This is a genomic window from Bartonella vinsonii subsp. berkhoffii ATCC 51672, from assembly GCF_902825225.1.
GTDB classification, from domain to species: domain Bacteria; phylum Pseudomonadota; class Alphaproteobacteria; order Rhizobiales; family Rhizobiaceae; genus Bartonella; species Bartonella berkhoffii.
Genome location: NZ_CADEAK010000015.1, coordinates 1 through 20,451 on the forward strand (window position 1 = coordinate 1; position 20,451 = coordinate 20,451).

7 protein-coding genes and 7 pseudogenes are annotated in these 20,451 nt (G+C 41.6%); 2 read left to right on the plus strand and 12 right to left on the minus strand.

All coding sequences use genetic code 11. From position 1 onward, the window contains the following. From J7R10_RS06755 to J7R10_RS06810, 12 genes and pseudogenes are all read right to left on the minus strand, one after another. Positions 1 to 316: pseudogene (locus tag J7R10_RS06755) on the minus strand (phage tail protein); the annotation flags it as partial. A 162-nt stretch (positions 317 to 478) separates the two neighbouring features. Continuing rightward, a pseudogene (locus tag J7R10_RS06760) lies at positions 479 to 988 on the minus strand (hypothetical protein); the annotation flags it as partial. A gap of 33 nt (positions 989 to 1,021) precedes the next feature. Further along, positions 1,022 to 2,678, minus strand: a pseudogene (locus J7R10_RS06765) (DUF637 domain-containing protein); the annotation flags it as partial. Positions 2,679 to 2,801: 123 nt separating this feature from the next. Next, complete coding sequence (locus J7R10_RS06770; RefSeq protein ID WP_010704912.1) at positions 2,802 to 3,380, minus strand: SMI1/KNR4 family protein; 579 nt, start codon at positions 3,378 to 3,380, stop codon at positions 2,802 to 2,804. Next, positions 3,377 to 3,850, minus strand: coding sequence for an SMI1/KNR4 family protein (locus J7R10_RS06775; RefSeq protein WP_010704911.1), 474 nt, complete (start codon positions 3,848 to 3,850; stop codon positions 3,377 to 3,379). Before J7R10_RS06775 ends, J7R10_RS06770 begins: the two co-directional genes overlap by 4 nt. A 105-nt stretch (positions 3,851 to 3,955) precedes the next feature. After that, on the minus strand, positions 3,956 to 4,420 hold the full coding sequence (locus J7R10_RS06780; protein ID WP_010704910.1) for an SMI1/KNR4 family protein: 465 nt from the start codon (positions 4,418 to 4,420) through the stop codon (positions 3,956 to 3,958). After that, positions 4,417 to 6,354: pseudogene (locus tag J7R10_RS06785) on the minus strand (DUF637 domain-containing protein); the annotation flags it as partial. The pseudogene J7R10_RS06785 and the gene J7R10_RS06780, both read right to left, overlap by 4 nt. 155 nt (positions 6,355 to 6,509) lie before the next feature. Continuing rightward, positions 6,510 to 7,085 carry an SMI1/KNR4 family protein gene (locus tag J7R10_RS06790; RefSeq protein ID WP_010704909.1) on the minus strand — a complete coding sequence of 192 codons (576 nt, stop codon included), beginning with the start codon at positions 7,083 to 7,085 and terminating at the stop codon, positions 6,510 to 6,512. An 8-nt stretch (positions 7,086 to 7,093) separates the two neighbouring features. Next, a pseudogene (locus tag J7R10_RS06795) lies at positions 7,094 to 7,549 on the minus strand (SMI1/KNR4 family protein); the annotation flags it as partial. 17 nt (positions 7,550 to 7,566) lie between these two features. Beyond that, complete coding sequence (locus tag J7R10_RS06800; protein WP_010704907.1) at positions 7,567 to 15,075, minus strand: two-partner secretion domain-containing protein; 7,509 nt, start codon at positions 15,073 to 15,075, stop codon at positions 7,567 to 7,569. 94 nt (positions 15,076 to 15,169) lie between these two features. Beyond that, the gene (locus J7R10_RS06805) at positions 15,170 to 16,933 is read right to left on the minus strand and encodes a ShlB/FhaC/HecB family hemolysin secretion/activation protein (protein ID WP_010704906.1); all 1,764 of its coding nucleotides are present in this window, start codon (positions 16,931 to 16,933) and stop codon (positions 15,170 to 15,172) included. After that, positions 16,934 to 17,116, minus strand: a complete 183-nt coding sequence (locus J7R10_RS06810; protein WP_026501471.1) for a hypothetical protein — start codon at positions 17,114 to 17,116, stop codon at positions 16,934 to 16,936. 253 nt (positions 17,117 to 17,369) lie between these two features. On the opposite strand from J7R10_RS06810, the pseudogene J7R10_RS06815 reads away from it, so the two are divergent. After that, positions 17,370 to 18,024: pseudogene (locus tag J7R10_RS06815) on the plus strand (type ISP restriction/modification enzyme); the annotation flags it as partial. 1,316 nt (positions 18,025 to 19,340) lie between these two features. Continuing rightward, positions 19,341 to 19,938: pseudogene (locus J7R10_RS06820) on the plus strand (LbetaH domain-containing protein). Positions 19,939 to 20,451: the final 513 nt, after the last annotated feature.

Below are 20,451 nucleotides of genomic sequence, written 5' to 3' on the forward strand. Positions count from 1 at the left end.
CTATATTATTTATGTTTATTGTTGTCGTGCCAATATTCATACCACGCGCCTTAAAGCGGATAATGATATCATTTTTGTATTTTGCTATCGGCGAAACCGTCGTCAACGTGATTGATGTTGTTTGTTCCTTTCCATTCACAATAAACTTTGAGTCAAGAGAACCACCATTATCGGCAAGATATTCCCGTATACGCTGCATCATAATCCGCGCACTATCATTGACAGAACTAGGTGGCTACCCTTCTGCCCAATTAATCATACTATCTGAATTGGCATTTTGATCAGCTGTGAGTGACCAGTCATAAATATCAGACATGATAAGCCCCCGTTCTTCTTAATAGCTCTTCACGCAATTGCTCTTCTTTTTGCCGCCCATAGAAACCACCAGATTGCCGCTTAGAGGGATCAATGAGTTTCTAAATCTTCAAAATCGTTTTCTTTTTTTTGCTAAAACGATAGTGTTATTTTTTTATTATATATTATATATGTGATTGTGGTTGTGATTGGCATCGTCAAGCATTGCTTGCGTCTTGCTACAAGCATCATGTTTAGCATCATGCTTAAAATTTTTAGCATTTTGATCATCAATACTGCTTGTTTTTTCTTTATGATGTTTATCCCATCTTGCTATTGCTGCCTTCTGCGCTCTCTCTGATAACTTCTTTGACCGAGATGTCTTCGATACCTTATCTAAGCTTTCATTAGAGTTATTGAGTTCTTCTTCAACTTTTAAACTCCATAAACACCCATCGTCTAAACGTTCGATATGACCTGTGCTTATTAAAACCTCTAACGCTTTCATAAACATTTTTACTGAACAGCCAGTGTAATTAGCCCAGACCTTTGTGTTATTTAAAAGTGGCTCTCCAGTATAAAGCATTTGCAAACGCAACTTTATATAAACATTACATTCAATGGGAGATAAACAAGCAAGATCAAGAATCCACCTATCTGCAAACAGCCTCGTCCACGGTAATTTACTGGACATGTATACCCCCTTCTTTCATTAAATATAAAATTGCTAAAGCATTTTGACTTTCCACTCAGAAATTCTATTAGGATCGAACAGATCATCTCTTTGATAAACTTTGTTTTTTTGAGTAAGTTTCTCTCCCTTGTTGGTTATTTCAAACTCAACCTCAATGGGATCCGCTGACCAGAATTTTCTTTCCTGCCCAAAATATTGAGTTGCAATAGCTTCATTACTCAGCTTTCCCGATATTTGAACAATTTCTTTTTCAGTATGGATAGCGTTGACTTCATTGTTGATTGTTCCAAGGGATTGAGAAACTTTGCTACCAGTTTTTACAACTTCTTTTTCAACTTTAGTAGCTAATTTAGTAATACCTTTCTCTGCAAGCTTTGTACCAAGTTTGGCTACCCCACCTACTCCGGTCAATAAACTCCCTGCTACTACTACTGGTTCACTTGTCATCTCGGCAAATTCAAAACCAGCACCAAATGCTCCATCTCCTCCCTCTTTATCCATTTTTTCTATTATGTGATTTGTCTGCCCGACAAAGGAATCCTTGATACCTACAAGGAATTGATCAAATCCTTCCCAGGTATCATCAATCACATGTCCACTTGTGACCCAAGATGCTGCTGTTCCTAAGCCTTTAATAACCGTTTTACCACTTTCAATTGGATGGCTAACTGTAGCCACCCTTATTTTTACAGCACCTTCAACCGTATCGTATATGCCTTCTCCTGTAACAACAATAAAGCCAGCCGCCGCACCTAACGCAAAAGCGTTATATTGTTGATCATCAATCTCGAGCCATTTTTCTTCAACGTCTTTTCGGCACCACTTATCTGGACACTCCTCTAACTCTTTCTTTTTCTGTGCTTGTTGAGCACTGCTGAGGTAGTTGTTTTCCGCAGCATTGCCTGCCGCATCAGCACCGCTATTCACATCACCACCAGTAAGACCCACAGCAAAACCACCCGCAGCCCGTGCAACATTAATAGTGTTTTCTCTAAAGGAAGCAAACTCAGCATCAATCCTTGCCGTGATACGGGCTTGTTCTTCAGGGGTTGGTGTACGACCCTTCAGGTCCCCCATTTCCTCTTTTACAATGCCCTTCACCCATAGTTTAAACTGAAGCATTGCGGTAGCTTCTCCCACAGCACCGCCCACGGTACCAGAAGAGCAAGCACCGTTTGCAATAGCGCCTTTTAAGCAACCAAGACCAGCATGGGCAACAATCTGGGTGACCGTGTCAATCTTTCCTTCAGCCTTGGCCGTGCCAATTTCTTCCGCCAAGGTCTTGCCAACCGTATCAGACAGAGCCGTGCGTAGATTGGTAAAAAAAGTTCTTCTCAAGAGAGCCACCTTCAAGAACCGTTTGCACACCCGCGCCAATGGAGGCTTTAATCAGGTTCTTTTCTGCTTCATGGGCAATACGATCGACAAAAGGTGCGGTTTTAGGCAAAGACTGACCAACCCCTGCCATATTTGTCAATTGGCTGGTCAAACCCGCTGTCACCATCGAAGAGACAATGCTGAGAAGTGTCTTGGAAGAGCCAAGCTTATGCAATGCCGCTGAGATATCACCACGATTATTAATCAATGCCACGGCACTTTTATTGATCAAGGCTTGCACACCGGCTTGTATTGCTGCATTCATGGCAGCACTCGAGCCAACCCCCACAGCACCTGTAATAGCACCAAAGGCATGCGTCTCCCTATTTCATCACGATGGAGGTCTCTGCCACGTTTTTTATCTCTGTTGTCTCTTTGGTCTACATAAGGTTTCTCTTTGCAACCAATTGTACAACATCATCTGAGGTCTAGGTTTTCAAGAATTGTCCCTCCCCCATATTTTTTTCCAAAGGCTCTTGTAAAAAGGGAGAGGTTGTGGATGAGGTTTTTGCTCCACCTTCGCAATCGGTTGGTCACCATCAGGTATCTCAGCTCCCACGCTTTCTTTAATTCTTTTGCAAAGGAATTCATAAAAATTACTGGCGTAATATTCGCACTCCTCATCCGCAAACATGACATAGAGTGGGCATTCTCCATCCCGAAACTGCGTATAATCAAAGTAAAAGGTTTCACCAAAATCAGTTCTACTCACGACAAGCTGTTCTGGTGTTGCAAAACCATCTTTTCTATCATTTAAATTCTGAAAAACAATGTCATTAACAGAAACACCCATAGGATGCTCATAAAGGCTATAGATTTCATCACCACCAATATCTCCTCCTTTACAATGTTCTAAAAAACTCTTGTAAGACGATGTGAATTGTAAACCGAGAGCTTTCTCCGCCCTTTCAATCACGAGATCATCAACTGCATCATCTTCAGTACCAAAATTGATAATATCACCATTATATTTATCAACTAATTCTCTGACATCATCTAAGGTATAGGTTTTCATGAACCCTCCCCTGCATGCTCCTTAATTCTTTTGCATAAAAATTCATAAAAATTGCTTGCATAATATTGTGGATCCTTGGGTGGAAAATCAAAATAGAGTGCACATTCTCCATTCTGGAATTGAGAATAATCGAAGAAAAATGTCTCTCCAAAATCGGTTCTACTAACAATAAGTTGCTGTGGCGTTACAAAACCATTTTTTCTATAATTTAAGTTTTTATAAACAATATCATCACTACGAACAATCTCAAAGTTTGTATCATAAACGCTACATATTTCCTCACCACAAATTTCCCCTCTTCCATAGTTTTTTAAAAAACTTTTATAGGAAGACGTAAACTGCAAACCTAGAGTTTTCTCTGCTTTTCCAATCAATATATCATCAGGTGCATCCTCTGCAGTGCCAAAGTCGATAACATCCGGATACTTATTAACTAATTGTGCAACATTAGCTAAGGTGTAGGTTTTCATAGATGATCCCCCTAAAAGTGATTAACAATTCTTGCATTTTTGAAAACAAAAAAGGATGGCGGCTTTAACAGTCTATTTCAAAAGGAAACCGCTCGACAAAAAGCGTTATTCCAAATTAGCTATAATTCTTTTACAGAGGAATTCATAGAAGTTACTTGCGTAATACTCTGAATCTCCAGATGCAATTTCAATATAGAGGGGGCATTCGCCATCCTGAAATTGAGAATAATCAAAGTAAAATGACTCATCCAAATCATTTGTACAAACGACGAGCCGTTGTGATTTTGCTAAACCATTTTTTATATCTGTCAAGTGATTGTAAACAATATCATCACTACGTGCAATCTCAAAATCTATAAGATAAACGCTCATTATTTCTTCATAACCAATTTCTCCTCCTCCGTAATTTTTTAAAAAACTCTTGTAGGAAGTTGTAAACTGCAAACCGAGAGTTTTCTCTGCTTTTTCAATCAGTACATCATCAACTCCATCATCAGCAGTACCAAAATTGATACGATCGCTATACTTATCAACTAACTGTGCAACATCCGATAAATTATAAGTTTTCATGGATTCTTCTCCGTTAAATTATTTTTTTCATGCTCTATATACCCCTTCGCCCGTTCTTTCCAATACTCCTCTCTCCACTGACCAAACATATCTCTATCAATAGCCGATTCCATCGTATTGGGATTAATATGAATAATGGAAGTATGCTTTTTATGGAATGCTCTGCTGACTTCTGCTATAGGGCCATCTGGCGTTTGCAGCATGTGATGCAACTCTACAGACTTACCATCAAAGCCTATAGGTGCTCGTCCTGCTTTCATCCTTTCAATATTTGTACCTGTCACTTTTTCCTTGTTGACTTTCCACTCAGAAATTCTGTTAGGATCGAACAGATCATCTCTCTGATAAACTTTGTTTTTCTGAGTAATTTTTTCTCCCTTGTAAGTCATTTCAAACTCAACCTCAATGGGATCTACTGACCAGAATTTTCTTTCCTGCCTCAAATATTGAGTTGCAATAGCTTCATCGCTCATCTTTCCGAGTGTTTGAGAAACTTCGCTACCTGCTTTTGCAACGGTTTTTTCAGCCTTAACAGCGAGTTTAGCAAGAGTTTTTTCGGTAAGCTTGCCAATAAGCTTTATACCACCCTTGGCTAACCCAGCACCTCCCGCCACTAGAGATGCTGCTTCAGTCAATAATTTTCCAAGTTCAACTCCAGCATGAAACGATCCGCTAATTCCCGCTCTTTGATACTCTTCCTCTAGATAATGAATACGCTCTAGATAAGACTGCTTTATTGTTTCTGTAACATTTCCACTCGTTACTAGAGATTTAAGTGCTTCCAAAGTCTTTATGGGATGGCGTACCATTTGCCAAAAACCTTGAGCCGTCTCATATAATTCAGCGGGTGCACCAGCAACCACACCTACCGAAAAAAACACATCTTGTTGGTCATCAATCTCGAGCCATTTTTCTTCAACGTCTCTTCGGCACCACTTATCTGGACACTCCTCTAACTCTTTCTTTTTCTGTGCTTGTTGAGCACTGCTGAGGTAGTTGTTTTCCGCAGCATTTCCTGCGGCATCGGCACCGGTATTGACATCACCACCAGCAAGACCCACAGCAAAACCACCCGCAGCCCGTGCAACATTAATAGTGTTTTCTCTAAAGGAAGCAAACTCAGCATCAATCCTTGCCGTGATACCAGCTTGTTCTTCAGGAGTTGGTGTGCGACCCTTCAGGTCCCCCATTTCCTCTTTTACAATGCCCTTCACCCATAGTTTAAACTGAAGCATTGCAGTGGCTTCCCCCACAGCACCGCCCACGGCACCAGAAGAGCAAGCACCGTTTGCAATAGCGCCTTTTAAGCAACCAAGACCAGCATGGGCAACAATCTGGGTGATCGTGTCAATCTTTCCTTCAGCCTTGGCCGTGCCAATTTCTTCCGCCAAGGTCTTGCCAATCGTATCAGACAGAGCAGTGCGTAGATTGGTAAAAAAATTCTTCTCAAGAGAGCCACCTTCAAGAACCGTTTGCACACCCGCGCCAATAGAAGCTTTGATCAGGTTCTTTTCTGCTTCATGGGCAATCCGCTCGACAAAAGGAGCCGTTTTGGGCAAAGATTGACCAACCCCTGCCATATTTGTCAATTGACTGGTCAAACCCGCTGTCACCATGGAAGAGACAATGCTGAGGAGTGTCTTGGAAGAGCCAAGCTCATGCAATGCGCCTGCAATATCACCACGATTATTAATCAATGCCACGGCACTTTTATTGATCAAGGCTTGCACACCGGCTTGTATTGCTGCATTCATGGCAGCGCTCGAGCCAACCCCCACAGCACCTGTAATAGCACCAGCAGCCGTGGAAGCAGCACCAGCTGTCACGGCTGTAACAGCCAATGCCACCAAAGCCGCTCCGGCTTCTGTCAAACCTTGGGCTTTATAATCCCAGTGTTTAAATTCAGATTTAACAGAGTGCCAAGAAACTTGTTTGAAACAATGCGATCAAGGAGAGGATAAAAGGCATGCGTCTCCCTATTTCATCACGATGGAGGTCTCTGCCACGTTTTTTATCTCTGTTGTCTCTTTGGTCTACATAAGGTTTCTCTTTGCAACCAATTGCACGACATCAGTTAAAGTATAGGTTTTCAGGAATTTCCCCACCGCCATATTTTTTTCCAAAGGCTCTTGTAAAAAGGGAGAGGCTGTGGATGGGGTGTTTGCTCCACCTTTGCAATCGGTTGGTCACCATCAGGTATCTCAGCTCCCGCGTGTACTATAATTCTTTTGCATAAAAATTCATAAAAATTGCTTGCATAATATCGTGGATCTCTAGGTGGAAATTTAAGATAGAGCGGACATTCACCATCCCGAAACTGAGTATAATCAAAGTAAAATGTCTCACCAAAATCTGTTCTACTGACAACAAGCTGTTCTGGTGTTGCAAAACCATGTTTTCTATCTTGTAAGTTGTAGTAAACAATATCACCAGCAGGGATACCTACATAATCCCCATAAATGCTAAAGATCTCTTCATAACCAATTTCTCCTCCTCCATAATTTTTTAAAAAACTTTTATAAGAAGATGTAAATTGCAAACAAAGGGTTTTTTCAGCTTTTTCGATCAATATATCATCAGGCGCATCTTCTGCTGTACCGAAATCTATGATATCACTATATCTATCAACTAATTGTGCAACATCATCTAACGTATAAGTTTTCATGAATCATAACCAAGATTATCCTTAATTTTTTTACATAAAAATTCATAAAAATTACTAGCGTAATACTGAGGATCGCCAGTTATCTCAAAATAGAGTGGGCACTCACCATCCCGAAACTGAGAATAATCAAAATAAAATGTTTCACCAAAATCAGTTCTACTGACAACAAGCTGCTGTGGTATCGCATATTTTTTTTTTCTGTAATTTAAGTTTTGGTAAACAATATCACCAGTAGGAATACCCATAGGATTCTCATAAAGACTATAGATTTCCTCACCACCAATGTCTCCTCCTCCATAATTTTTTAAAAAACTCTTGTAAGAATAGGTAAATTGTAAACCAAGAGCCTTCTCAGCCTTTTTAATCACCAGATCACTAGGTCCATGAGCTGCAGTACCAAAATTGATATCATTACTATATTTGTCAACTAATTGTACAACATCATCTAAAGTATAAATCTTCACCGATTATTCTCCATAACTTATTGTTTTTCTAGCTTCATCTTTTCTTCTATAACCTTAGCACGGTTTTTCCAATATTCTTCTCTCCACTTATTAAACTGCGGTCTATCAATAGCTGATCCCATGGTGTTGGGATTAATGTGAATAACAGAGTTATTATCCTTATGGAATTCTTTACTAACCTCTGCTAGGGGACCATCATGCGTTTGCAACATGTGATGCAAATTAACAAGTTCATCATCAAAACCAATAGGGGCTCTTCCTGTTTTCATCCTTTCAATATTTGTACCCCACACCGTTTCCCCTTTTACTTTCCAATCAGAAATTCTGTTAGGATCGAACAGATCATCTCTCTGATAAACTTTGTTTTTCTGAGTAATTTTCTCTCCCTTGGAAGTCATTTCAAACTCAACCTCAATGGGATCCGCTGACCAGAATTTTCTTTCTTGTCCAAAATATTGAGTTGCAACAACTTCATCACTCATCTTTCCGAGTGCTTGAGAAGCTTCGCTACCTGCTTTTGCAACGGTTTTTTCAGCCTTAACAGCGAGTTTGTTAAGAGCCTTTTCGGTAAGCTTGGCAATAAGCTTTACACCACCCTTGGCTAACCCAGCACCTCCCGCCACTAGAGATGCTGCTTCAGTCAATAATTTTCCAAGTTCAACTCCAGCATGAAACGATCCGCTAATTCCTGCTCTTTGATACTCTTCCTCTAGATAATGAATACGCTCTAGATAAGACTGCTTTATTGTTTCTGTAACATTTCCGCTCGTCACTAACTCTTTAAGCGCTTCCAAAGTCTCTATGGGATGGCGTACCATTTGCCAAAAACCTTGAGCCGTCTCATATAATTCAGCGGGTGCACCAGCAACCACACCTACCGAAAAAAACACATCTTGTTGGTCATCAATCTCGAGCCATTTTTCTTCAACGTCTTTTCGGCACCACTTATCTGGACACTCCTCTAACTCTTTCTTTTTCTGTGCTTGTTGAGCACTGCTGAGGTAGTTGTTTTCCGCAGCATTGCCTGCCGCATCAGCACCACTATTCACATCACCACCAGCAAGACCCACAGCAAAACCACCCGCAGCCCGTGCAACATTAATGGTGTTGTCTCTAAAGGAAGCAAACTCAGCATCAATCCTTGCCGTGATGCGGGCTTGTTCTTCAGGGGTTGGTGTACGACCCTTCAGGTCCCCCATTTCCTCTTTTACAATGCCCTTCACCCATAGTTTAAACTGAAGCATTGCGGTAGCTTCTCCCACAGCACCGCCCACGGCACCAGAAGAGCAAGCACCGTTTGCAATAGCGCCTTTTAAGCAACCAAGACCAGCATGGGCAACAATCTGGGTGACCGTGTCAATCTTTCCTTCAGCCTTGGCCGTGCCAATTTCTTCCGCCAAAGTCTTGCCAATCGTATCAGACAGAGCCGTGCGTAGATTGGTAAAAAAGTTCTTCTCAAGAGAGCCACCTTCAAGAACCGTTTGCACACCCGCGCCAATAGAAGCTTTGATCAGGTTCTTTTCTGCTTCATGGGCAATACGATCGACAAAAGGTGCGGTTTTTGGCAAAGACTGACCAACCCCTGCCATATTTGTCAATTGACTGGTCAAACCCGCTGTCACCATCGAAGAGACAATGCTGAGGAGTGTCTTGGAAGAACCAAGCTCATGCAATGCGGCGGCAATATCACCACGATTATTGACAAGTGCTACAGCGCTTTTATTGATCAGGGCTTGCACACCAGCTTGCATCGCCGCATTCATGGCGGTGCTAGAACCAACACCCAAAGCACTGGTAATGGCACCAGCAGCTGTGGAAGCAGCACCAGCTGTCACGGCTGTAACAGCCAATGCCACCAAAGCCGCTCCGGCTTCTGTCAAACCTTGGGCTTTATAATCCCAGTGTTTAAATTCAGATTTAACAGAGTGCCAATCCACTTGTTTGGCTAAAACCGGATCATCGCGCAGTTGCTTAATCCATGCCATCCCTGGCGAGCGAGACAATTGTTCAAGGGATTTGTCTAAATCTCCCGTTGCCTCATATTCAACAACAATGCCATTGCCAGCATCAATCTTCATGCCACCCTTAGCATCTATGGTGACATGCTTTATGGTCTCCTTAAGGTAACCTTTGTCGCTCTCATTCCACCACACAAGGTTTTCGTTACGCTGATAAGTATCCTTAAAATCTTGATCTTTATTGGTAAGAAACTTGATCTTCCCTTTATCTGCCCCCAAATGCGTCTGACCACCACTTAAGAGCCCTACCGCACCAAGTGTGAAATCCCCATTTTGCGCATGCATGGAGAGATTGCCACCAGCCTCTGCCGTGGTTTTATTTGTGGTCACTTGTGTGGATTGTTGACGAAACTTATTCTTTTGCTTCGATTTATCGCCTTCTTTGCCCCTAAGATCTAAGTCAAAACTGTCAAAATCCTGCAGCGAAGTCATGCTCAGAGCACCGCCACTGTCAAAACGCGCATCGCCCTTTGCTTTAGCCTTAACCCCATCCATGGTGAGGTCGCCGTTTGTAACAATGGTAAGATCATCCCCACTGTTGATTTCACTTAACTGATGTGCGCTACTTTGCGCATCATAATGCCCTTTTTCCGATGTCTGCTTGTGTTCACTCTCTAACGCCAAGGCACTAAAGTTAGCAGAAGCATTGACAATCATTGTTATCGGACCGCCACTGGTGAATTCCCCACCCTCTGCGCCAAGATCTCCAAGGGAGTGAATGTTTAATTCATGCTCAGAGAGGATTTGTCCCTTTTGCCCCGCCCGATCAACAAAACTATATTCATTAATCTCACGGATTTTAGCCGTTCCATTGGCTATGCTCTGAGCAGTAAGGGTGATGATATCACCATGAACAACACCAGAATAATTGGCTAAAAGACCACCACTGGTGAGCTCTACAAATCCGGAAGCATCTAAAAATCCACCATCATTGAACAAACTTTGCTTGGTCGTGACATGCAATGCGTTGTGACTGAGTACCGCACCACTATTGGTAAGGCTGTCCGCATTTAAGCTGACCCCATTTCCCTTCAGACGGGCACTGGCAAGGTTTTCTTGTTGGGATCTTTGTGTTCCATCAACACCCTGTGCAAGAGACGAGGTTGGCGCTAAATAAACCCGCGGTACCAAAACCTCTTGTCCATTCTTCTCAATTGTCTCAAGCCAGATCATATCCTTTTTGATCCCAGCAACCTGCTGGGGCGTTAAGGGCTTGCCTAGCTCTAATCCCAAAGGACCTTGCTGCTCCACAGCATTGTCGTAGAGCCTTTGCATTTGTGCATTGGGGTCTTCAACATCGAGAAGAGTGCGATTGCCCGTCAGCTCAAAGACTTGCTCTCCTACCAGACGATATTCAAAATAAGCATCCCCCAATCTTTTAAACACTTGTTCAGGCTTATAATTGCCAATCTTTTTTAAGTAGTAGTCAGACCCTAAAAATTTGCTTAGATTAATAAAATCTGGACGTGTTTCGACCACAAATGATACTTGCGGGGTTTGCGTGCCAGTCAACTCTGTCTTAACAGAACGAAGCCCCTCTTGTGTAGGCACCTGTATGAACTCTGCTGCTGGTGTTTGTAGGCTCGGGACAAAAAGTGCTTTATGCCCCGTCAAACCCTTGATAATGCCCTCCAACCGATCCTTGCTGATCAGTGGTTTTGAACTATCAAAATCGGTATTTTTAATACCAGCCAAACTTTTATCACCAGAGCTTAAACCAACTTGGCTTGCTCCCCCACGCACCGCATGATTGTCAAGAGTCTCTGTGACCTTGACATCAAGAGTACCACCTGCTTCGATCGTGCCGTAAACAACATCATAAGTACGCGTGGTTATGGCTGTATTGGTAATACTCCCCAAATCTGTGATACCGCCCCAAGAGCACCCCCCATTGGCAATAGTACAATGTTTGCGCCTGCGGCTCGTCTCAGTAACAATCTTGGTTGTTTCGATTAAATCATACCCCTCATTAAACAGGCTATCGCCCTGCATCGCAATATTGCCATTGGCGGCGATCAAACTATAGCTATTGCTAATCTCACCAGCATGAACCGTTAAATGACGCCCTACCAAAATCTGTGCTGCGTTATTGGTAAAATGAGGCTGCTGATGGATAATGGTGGTCTCCACATTTTCCTTGATCTGGTGGTGTTTAACATTCGTTCCTTCCCAATGTCCTCGTACATAACTGTGACCAACCACCTTATCAGTCACTTTAACCCCTCCTTCACGCATATTGGTGAGTGAAGAGACATTAAAAATCATATCACCGGAGACAGCTTCTAAAAGCCCAGAATTGTTAATCACAGAGCCAGCACGCTCTCCACTAAAACCTCGGACAATGAGACTGTCTTCAGCAATGACATCACCAAATTTATTGAGGAATCTTCCATCCAAGGAGAGGGTTGCTGACTTGTTGGCATAAATCAGCCCACTATTGCTGATATCCCCCGTCACATTAAGGGCAACAGCATCACCACTCGAACCCATGCTACCAGCATTGCTCAAGGCAGCAGTGGTTATAACAAAAGCACCACCACTTTTGAGAACCCCACCTTCCCCATTTAAAAGAAGACCACCCTGCTCCCATAATGGATCATGATTTTCTGCCACAAGCGTTAAAGTATCCTTGGCTAAAAGCTGTCCGGAATTTGTCAAAGAACCAAGTTGTACCTCAACAACACCGCCCACCATGGTACCGGTATTGCTTAAAACACCATGGCTCTTGAGGATAAGCGTGCCACCTTGTGCCTCCACATGCCCTGCTTGGTTCAATGTCTTCGCTTTAAGGGCGACAGCATAGGCAGCAACCTCGCTTGGCTCTTTCATTGTTAACGTGCCATTACTGGAGAGCTCTACTCCCTTTTGCGAAACAATCCGTCCGCTCTGTAGCAGATCCTTTCCTGCTTCAAGAATGATTGCACCATTGCTTGCAATCATTCCGCTATTGATCAACTCACCGTGGCTGGTCAGTTGAAGATCACCACTCTCACTTTCCATAATGCCAGATTGCACTATCCTGTCGGAAACAACACTGAGAGCAGCTTGCGTAGAGATCAGACTGTCACGATTCTCAAAAGCACTAACATCTATCAGCAAACCACCACGCGCTAAGATATAGGCTACTTCCCCCTCATTAAGCGTGGTATTCTGTTGCTCCTGTAACGCCGCATCTTGTAGAGATGGATTGGCTGGTTTGGCACCTTTGTTGGTTAAAGAGGTTGCGACAAGTTTCATGTTGCCGGTAAGGCTATTTAAAACACCCCCTTCATTAACCACATACCCAGCACGGTCCCTCTTCAGACCACCAAGGGTGAGAGCCTCTTCAGCAATTATCTTGCCATGCTTGTTGGTTAAAGCACCATCCATGGAAAGCGTTGTGGTCTTTTTGCCATAAATCAGCCCACTATTGTTGACATCGCCCTCCACATTGAGAACAACACTCTCACCACTGGAGCCCATGCTACCGGCATTGTTTAAGTATCCTGCTGATAAAACAAAAGCGCCCCCACTTTGCAAAACCGCTCCAGAGGCATTTTTAACAAAGGCTTGTTGCGCCCCAGCCCTCTCCTTGGCGCGGATTGTCAGCTGCAAAGCATTGTTAGCAATCAACAAACCTTGATTGGTCAAAGCACCAGCATGGACATCAACGCTAGCACCACGTATTGTACCGCTATTGATAACCTCATCACGCGTTTGAAGAGTTAATGTGCCCTCTTGTGCTTCTACAGCCCCCGCTTGGATTAGAGCATCAGCGTGCACAGCAACATCATGACTTAAAATTGTGCTCTCTTGTTCGGTTGTCAGCATGCCGCCCGCTGTCAAGGCAACCTTCTGGAAACTGACAATCGCACCGGTGTGATTGAGAGCATCATGGGCATTCAGCGTGACCTCCCCATTAGACGAGACAGTCCCCTCTTGAAGAAGATCACCACTATGCGCATAAAGGTCAATTTTTTGTTCTGCTCCTAAATTGGCGCAGGAAGACAATTGTGCGGCTTCCATCAAAAGAAAACCGCCAGCACTATAATGGCCATCCCCTACATTGAGAGCCTCATCAGCTCTCAAGACGATATTCTCGCTTGCTCCAATATGGTTGTTGAAAGCATTGATTTGATTGCTTTCAATGGTTATATCACCAAGGGAAGAAACCCCTGTTTGCTCATTATCTTTTATGCGCGAAAGATCAATAATTGCTGCTTGAATTTCTAAAAGACCACCAGCAGCTATCCGTCCATCCCCAGCCTCAAGCTTTGTTGCCTTGAGATGCAAAGAACCCGTTGCTGATTGTGTGCCATCATTGCCAATACCACTCGCCAACAGAGTATCAGATCTAAGAGCAATTGTAGAAGCCTGCACATCAACAGCACCACCTGCCGCAACGCGAGAATGCTCTACCAGTTCAACATGCTTCAAAGCTTTCAGCTCAACCGTCTGTTCTGAAAAAATCAGATCGTTCACATGCACGCTGTCATGATGAGAATGCGCCTTAATAGATCCTTTGGCACGTGCTTTGGCAAAAACCAGCTTGCCATCACTGGTCAACTTCATGGCGCCGGCATTGGCCGCCATATTGCCAAGCATCTTAACACCCGCACCTTTATCATTGGAAAGAACCCGGATTTTCCCCGCATACATGCCACCAAACGCGCTGGAATCAATTGCTAACTCCGTCTCTTTGCCATCAGAGCCAAGTGATGTTGCTTCTCGCTTCCCATAAGCAAAATGATTATGCCCCGCTATAACGGCCAAATCTCCCTTGACTTGAATGGGACCCCCGACACTGATCTTGCGCGAAACAAGATCAAAAACATCCAATGAACTTCCATCAGCACCATGCGCACCTATGGTGATGTTACCGCCTTCAATGCGCAAACCACTCAAAGAACCATCGGCCCCAATGATCGGCAGCCCAGTCGATAAGGTCACCCGTGGTGTATTGATAAAACCGCAACCGTTACAGGTAAGTCCATTGGGATTGGCGATAATCACATCAGCCGATTGCCCATGAACCTCTGTCATCCCTCCAAGATGCGAGCGATTGGCGCTCACCACTTCATTGAGAATAACCTTTGCTGCCCCAACACCGCGTAAATTGCCGTTACCAGGCACCAATCCCCCAAGCTGTGAACGTGAAACCTCTTTGGTGGAATTGTTTAAAATCACACCATGGGCATCAACATTAAAAGTATCATATTTATTATGAGAAAGACCTTGTCCATTGGGACGCGCAATATCAATCAGCGGCACACCATTGCCTGCTACGCCCACCGTTGGGCGGAAAACAGAGCCAACTTCATTAGCCGCTTTAATCACTTGGTTCTCTTGCTCAACAGGGCCTTGCGCGCCAAGCGCTTGTGCTTGCAATAAAAATGGCTGAAAGACCAAGCAAAAGCTTAAAACCAGAGAAAGCCCCTTGTGAGCCCCTTTCTGCAAAATACCAAGAGCACGCGGCCCAAGCTTGGCTCCATATCCCAATTTGTACTGTTGATCCTTCAATCCCCACATCTTTCACACCTCATCAAATCCTATCAATCTTTTTGTAGAAAAAAGCCCCCCAAAGGATGTAAACAACAAGGAGATCTTTTTACCGCCCCTTCCTCTAAAACCTTAACAAAGCCCGTACTTGCAATACTCTACCCCTATTCCCCTTCTCTAGCGGTGTCGACGCCTTCAAAAGATTGGAATAAGACAAATCAACATCCATCATTTCTCCAGCTGCATGAAAACCAAGCGTTGCTCCAACCAAGCGACCACCAAAACTGTTTTTGCTTGCATCATCGGTCACAGCCCCCAGATCAAATGCCAGATAAGGGGAAAATTGGCTCATCAATTTACGATCTCTCTCCGAGGTAAAGCCTGGCAATAACAGGGACAATTCATTGCGCCAAAACACTCCATTATTGCCGTAATAGACTGCCTCACGCACCCCACGCACGGATGAATTGCCCCCTAACGATATTTGTTCTGAACCAAACAATGTATCGGGAGACCACTGCCCTGAAAGCAGCGTATTGTAGCGAAAATGATATGAGTGGAATGAAAAAGGGCGCACATAGCCCAAAGAAAAAGACCATTTTCTAAATTGCCCTTTGGGCGCATTGGACGAGACATTTTCTTGCTCTTTATCATCATAGGTATCTAAGATCGCTAAACCTCTATGAAACCCTAGATAAACATTCAATTCTCCTCCAAGCCATTGGTGCATATGATCAAATTCAAAGGTCGCAAAAGCCAATTTACGGCTCGATACATCAATCCTACTGCCCAGAATAAAATTATCGGCATACTTCCAGGTCAATCGTCCCGTAAGCCATGTCTTGCCCTCTTGATCACGGGCAATAACTCGCGAAATCCAAGGGGTAAGTGATAACGACTTGCCCGATGTTAAAATGTCAGAAAATATTCCTTTAACACTCGAATGATATTGGCTCCACGTCCCATCAAAACCCGCTGTCCAATAACCATAGGGAATAGAAAAGGAGCCCGTGACCGTATCACTATTGGGACGCTCGTCTGTGAAATGATACACGCCACCATCCATGGAGCGCTGATAGCTAAACGACCACTGATCATTGGAAGCAAACAAATCATCAAAAGAAAAGCTCAAGCGTGTTTGGTAGAGACCAGTTGCCTGAGCACCAAGATTATCACTGGAAACTGTAAAGCTCCAAGGTTTCTGTTTGACTATATGAAGATCAAGAATGGAACCGCCAGAAACTTTTCCAGCTTCAAGATTAAGAGTGGCTTGACGAGAAAAAAGACGATTAATTTGATCAAGCCCTTGTTCTATCGCGCGTAAATTGGCCGGATGACCAATCAGATTTGGAAAAGCTGTGGTGATTTCGCTGCGATCTTTCCTCTCAACTTTATGACCATCCAGGATGATATCCTCTACACGACCTTCAACAACAATAATTTTGAGATGACCACCCCTTAAATCTTGCTCAGGCAAATAAGCCCGCACCGCGATATAACCGCGCTTGACGTAAAGCATGGTCACCGCTTTGAGTACTTTGTTGATATCATCAATCCCTAAACAACGCCCTTCCCAACGGGAAATGCTGCCATGAAGATCTCTATAAGAAATCAATCGTGCACCAATCAACGCAATGCTTTTGATTATCAAACAGATTTTTGATCTCGAAGCATCATGGAGAGTTGTAGTATCATCATCCGGCAAAGATATCCCTTGCGTTTTGTTTCTACGATGTAATTGCTGAAAACGTTGTTCTTGCGTTTGTTGACGCTGAATGCTCTCTGATTGATTAATTGCTTTCTCACGTATAGTTTTTGCTAAAGTCGGCAACGAGAAAAGGCACAAAAAAGCCATGGTAAGCACAAAAGAAAATAAAGAGCAACGCATTTAATTTTTACACTCAATGTGACGTGCCAAACAAAACGTCTTATCCTCTCCAAAAGGAAAAGAACAAACCACGTAATAATCTTTTACTGTTTTGTTGAAATCATTTTTTTGAGGATGGTCGTAAAGAGCAGAAACTGTATTGACCGCCTCATATGTCCCCGTCTTATTGCTTGCATAAGACATATACCGCCCCCCCACCTATGAAGATGATAATCACCCGTTAAAGTGTAATCTTACACACTATGCACTCTTTATCTAAGCCACAGTACATAAAACTATTTTGAGAACAAAGAAAGACTTTAATTCACAGAATATACCAAATTTATTGGAACTGTCACATATTAGAAACAACAACAAGCTATCCACTTTTACTATGATCTGATAAACAAAACAACATGACCATGGCTTATTACCTCCAAAAGTAAAAAAGAAAGGTCGCTATAGAATTACTAATGAAGGATTAGCACATTTTAAAGCTGCTTATCCTCATGAAACCATAACGAAAGATGATATCTTTTATTATGTTTAAGGTCTTTTACATTCAGAAGATTATCGTGCTCGTTATGCTGATAACCTCTCTAAAGAGCTCCCTCGCATCCCTTGCGTAAAGAGTGCTGAAGATTTTTGGATGTTTGTTACAGCAGGGCGTGAATTAGGCAATTTGCACGTAAATTATGAAACGGTAGCCCCTTATCCTGTGACCTTTAAAAAAGGCAATCCAAAACTTACAGATATTCCTAACCCCGAAAAGTTTTATTACGTTATAGAAATGAAATTTGCTGGGAATGGTAAGGGAAAAGGATAAAACCACGGTTTTTTACAACCGTAATATCACAATGACAAACATCCCTCTTGAAGCTTATGAGTATATCATTAACGGTAGACCCGCTCTTGAATGGGTTATGGGTCGACAATGTATAAAAACTGATAAAAAGAGTGCCATTGTTAATGATGCCAATCGCTATGCTATTGAGAGCATTGGCAACCCTGCTTATCCATTGGAATTGTTCCAAAGGGTTATTACGGTAAGTTTAGAAACAATGAAGATTGTTAAGAACCTACCAAATCTAGAATTAAGAGAAACTGTGTAGATTTATGAATCATGCCAATCTCATAGAGGTATAGATCTTATAACCATAATCTATACTCTCTTATTAGGTTGCTTATGTACAATCTTAAAAGGAATGATTTACCATGCGATCTTCTAAAAAGAGAGGATAAGATTTTTTACATTGCTTTTAAAAGATTATATCGCAATCTAAAATGATGTCTTTCATATCTTTCAAAAGCTCTCTTTAAAGAGAAGAATGAATGTTTCTATTCTTTACGTTATGACACCTTCAAAACCCTCAAAACTAATAAGCTATAAAAGTCTTGATAACATTTCTCATAATTACGAGCTGTCTTTTGAAGTCTTTAAAAGATCATACGCTTTCTCATAAGATATGTTTTAAATACTCACTAAAATCATAACAATTGTCTGTTAAAATTTACTGATGAAAATTGACAAAAACAGACAAAACGCGTGTCATTAATTGTCAATTGTCTATCTTACTCACTTTGCTTTTATACTTGATGTTTCAAAATTTTGAAAATACCAACATATTGAAATATAATGTTTTTATTTTATATCAATTTTTTAAATGGAAGGGGGGGGTAGATTAACTGATAAAACAAACAAAAGAGACAAAAGCCCATTAAAAGCTATTTTGATAAGGATATAAGAATTCAAAATGTTATAACAAATTAAAACCGCATGATCATATTTATCATTTTGTTTTATGAGAATGATGCGGTGGCTATAGAGAGTGAATCAAAAGCGTTGGTTATAAGGATGCGATCTCTATTAAAACTGTTTAAATTACCAACTTCTTATAAAAAATTCACAAAAATATTCACAAATTATCTCATAAAAATAATGATGCGTTATAAAATTAAAAATAAGCATTATGAAATGCGTTTTTAGTTATTATGATGTTTAAAAGAGAAAAATAACGCAATTGTGTAATTAATATAGAGTCGAATATAGGCAATAAAACAGAAAATATTTATAAGAATATGATGCATATTTATACACAATGGTATAAAAAATAATTATAAAAAACACAAAAAAGAATAAAATATAATTGACAATAAAGTAAGTATTTTGTTATATAAATAATCAAGTAATGAAAACACTTAACTATAAGTGAATGGGTTCGATAAACCTAATTCCTGTTATAAAAAAAACTAACTGTCTTTTATGCTTTAGTTAATATATGAAGATTCTGTCGGGTATGGTTATGCCATACAATACCCTCACGAGGGGGGAAGCATACAACGGACTTACGGCCGTGTTTCCAACGCCCGGCGCTCGTTTAGAGTGTTAATTAAAAACGTTATTAACCCGTAAGGATTTAAAAATGAAATCTACAGTAAAAAACACCTCCGTTATCTCTGCAAAAAATATGAATTAACCACTGAAAACTTCACTGTTGATGGGATTACTTTACACCGCATTAGAGCTTTAAGAGATTTTGATGATGTAAAAGCCGGTCAACTCGGGGGCTTTATTGAAAATAAAGATAACTTCTCTCATGATGGAAATTGTTGGATTTATGATGATGTTGCGGTTTTTTTGGATGCCAAGCTTTATGATAAATGCTAAAATTTATGGACAATCCAAAATCTTTAGAAATGCAAAAGTTTATGGAAATGCTTTAGTCACTGGCAAGGCATGGGTTTTTGGTAATACCGTGGTTTGTAATAAAGCTATTATTACTGATGGTGCTAAAATTTATGAAAATGCTAAGGTTTATGATAGTGGCTATGTTTATGGAAATGCAAAAATTTATGGCTCGGCACGCGTTGGTTGCTTCTCAAAAGTTTATGACAATGCAAAAGTTTATGGTAAATCAAATATCGATCATCATGTAAAAATTTATGGCAATGCCGTGGTTAATAGCCATGCAAAAATTCGTCGTGATATTTGTGATAACGATCAGTCTATCAAAGATGCTGCGTAAATAAACGACCGGGCGTGGCGGAGGCACCCCTCTCTAACTTTCATTCAAAATTTTATCGACTATTAGATTAGGAGCTTCCCTTAGTATTAGGCAATGCAGATAAAAACCAGATGGATGCCATAACCGCAATAGGACTGGTAAGCGTGATGCTCATATATACTTCCTTACCAATCTCTTTGGTACTGTACATCGTGATAAAGAGAAAACTGAAAAAAGCTATTGAGCAACTAGACGAAGAAATTGCTAACCAAACCATAGAAATAAGAAGGGAAAAATGACTATGGCAATACTTGCAATAATATTTTCTATTTTTCTTCCTTACTCTATTATTAAGCATCTAAAACTGTACCGCAAAGTGACTAAAGCACAGAATTTATTGTTTCAGGAGAAAAACCTGCAGCGCAACTGATCATATGTCTTGTCAATTTATGTCCGTTCTGAAAGGCTGGATCTTACACGTAATTGATTAACTAAAGATCGTAACAACCTTTGCCAATACCTCATCCATAATAG

Excerpts from the sequence above, each read along its gene's own strand:
- J7R10_RS06810 (WP_026501471.1), bottom strand. The coding sequence starts at position 17,116 with ATGTCTTATGCAAGCAATAAGACGGGGACATATGAGGCGGTCAATACA.
- J7R10_RS06780 (WP_010704910.1), bottom strand. The coding sequence starts at position 4,420 with ATGAAAACTTATAATTTATCGGATGTTGCACAGTTAGTTGATAAGTAT.
- J7R10_RS06775 (WP_010704911.1), bottom strand. The coding sequence starts at position 3,850 with ATGAAAACCTACACCTTAGCTAATGTTGCACAATTAGTTAATAAGTAT.
- J7R10_RS06800 (WP_010704907.1), bottom strand. The coding sequence starts at position 15,075 with ATGTGGGGATTGAAGGATCAACAGTACAAATTGGGATATGGAGCCAAG.
- J7R10_RS06805 (WP_010704906.1), bottom strand. The coding sequence starts at position 16,933 with ATGCGTTGCTCTTTATTTTCTTTTGTGCTTACCATGGCTTTTTTGTGC.
- J7R10_RS06770 (WP_010704912.1), bottom strand. The coding sequence starts at position 3,380 with ATGAAAACCTATACCTTAGATGATGTCAGAGAATTAGTTGATAAATAT.
- J7R10_RS06790 (WP_010704909.1), bottom strand. The coding sequence starts at position 7,085 with ATGAAAACTTATACGTTAGATGATGTTGCACAATTAGTTGATAGATAT.